3 protein-coding genes are annotated in these 1,692 nt (G+C 29.0%); all 3 read right to left on the bottom strand.

Annotation, left to right across the window (positions count from 1 at the left end; genetic code table 11):
* Positions 1 to 63 precede the first annotated feature (63 nt).
* Positions 64 to 282 carry a CD1845 family protein gene (locus tag AYC59_RS04900; RefSeq protein ID WP_066895793.1) on the bottom strand — a complete coding sequence of 73 codons (219 nt, stop codon included), beginning with the start codon at positions 280 to 282 and terminating at the stop codon, positions 64 to 66.
* A 15-nt stretch (positions 283 to 297) separates the two neighbouring features.
* The gene (locus AYC59_RS04895; protein WP_066895791.1) at positions 298 to 1,149 is read right to left on the bottom strand and encodes a KilA-N domain-containing protein; all 852 of its coding nucleotides are present in this window, start codon (positions 1,147 to 1,149) and stop codon (positions 298 to 300) included.
* A gap of 143 nt (positions 1,150 to 1,292) precedes the next feature.
* Positions 1,293 to 1,692: N-6 DNA methylase (locus AYC59_RS04890; protein WP_211260010.1), on the bottom strand; the 400-nt coding region annotated here is incomplete at its 5' end.

The raw sequence follows: 1,692 nt of genomic DNA, 5'->3' as shown, positions 1-1,692 counted from the left end.
CATATTTTTCTTTGCAATTCTGCTCTTTGTATTACTTCATTTTCTGCCATTAATTATCTCCCTTTACTTTTTTGTTATATTTTGTTTTATTATATCATTTATTAATTCAATAAATTCTATTACAATATTACCTTTCATTTGTAATCCATATAAACTTACTAAAAAAACTCCAACTATTTCTTGCATTCTTATTAATATTTCTTTGTTTATAAAGTGTTCGATTGCTCCTATAATGTAAAATATCATTAATAGATATAGTAAAGCCATTCCTATATTAAGCAATCATAACATACCTCTCTATTTCTTTAACTTATCTTCTAAACTTTTAATTCCTGTATTGTTCAACTTTTCAATTGACATAAGCTGTGTTCTGGCAAGCTTTCTAAGTTCTATCATTCTTTCTTTTTGATCCATGCCTTTACTAATTAAAACAGCATTGTAGCTTTCCATATTTGCTAGTACCAATAATTCATTCAGACTTGCATAGTCTCTCATATTACCCTTTAAATCAGAATTTTCTTCACGCCACTGTTTTGCTCTTTTATTAAATAAGGCAACATTGAGCATATCTGCTTCACTTGCGTATTTATAAGATAACTGTTCGCTAGTAAGATCCTTTAAGAGATATTCTTTGATAGCATCTGTATGGATTTTGTAGTTAATCTTAGAAATTTCTCTATTCAGATTCCAACCTTGTGATAGTCTTGAATTTTCATCATCTTTTAATCTTTGATAGTCTTTAATGATATATAACTCAAACTCTGCTGAAATCCATGAAGCAAATTTAAATGCAATATCCTTATGGGCAAAAGTACCGCCACCTCTTCCAAGTTTCACATATATTCCTTTTGCATTTGTCGTATTAACCCATTTCTGAGGAGATAACGTGAATGCATTACTACCTGCTTCTTTCAAAAACCCCTCGAATTCGAGGGGGTTAAATTCAAGATTATTTAACCGCTCCCATATTCCTAAATATTCTATCGTGTTATAATTTCTCATCCAATTTGCAACAACTACATTAGGCTCTTCACTATTCTTATATTTTGCAATATCCGTTAGACTTATATAGTCATTTTTAAAGTCTTCAGTATAAATTTGAATAGCAAAACCTTTTGCTTCAATCGTGTCTTTTTTAACCTTAGACATATGAGTTCCTCCTTTATGCTAATGTACTGTTTGCAACATTTATTTTTTCAATAACTACTCTAAACAGCACACCAACCACTTAATTTTTTAGTTTTAAACTTTGGTATAAGCTCTAAAATCCTTGTATTTACTTGACTATTTGCCTATGTCATTATTATGACACGAAACCCACAAGTAGGATCATATACTTTATTTATTCTTTCTTTTCCTTCCATTACTATTCTTGCTAATAGTTTTGATACTGATTGAGGTGTAAAGTATTCTCCACCTGATTTACCTGCATTACTTGCATAATTTGATATTAAATATTCATAAGCATCTCCAAATGTATCTATTGAATTATCTTTTATATCTCCAAATTCTATATCTGCTATTCCTTGTAAAACTGTTGTTAATTTTGAATTTTTTTCTGCAACAGTTTCTCCTAATCTTTTATGTGTAGTATCTATATCATCAAATAACCCTTTTATATCATCTTCTGTTGGATAACCTATTTCACTATTTTCTATACTTCTAAATATATTTGCAAGATCTGTATACAAA

The organism is Pseudostreptobacillus hongkongensis, assembly GCF_001559795.1.
GTDB lineage: Bacteria > Fusobacteriota > Fusobacteriia > Fusobacteriales > Leptotrichiaceae > Pseudostreptobacillus > Pseudostreptobacillus hongkongensis.
The sequence above is the reverse complement of the archived record's forward strand: the minus strand, read 5'-3'. Positions and strand labels throughout refer to the sequence as shown.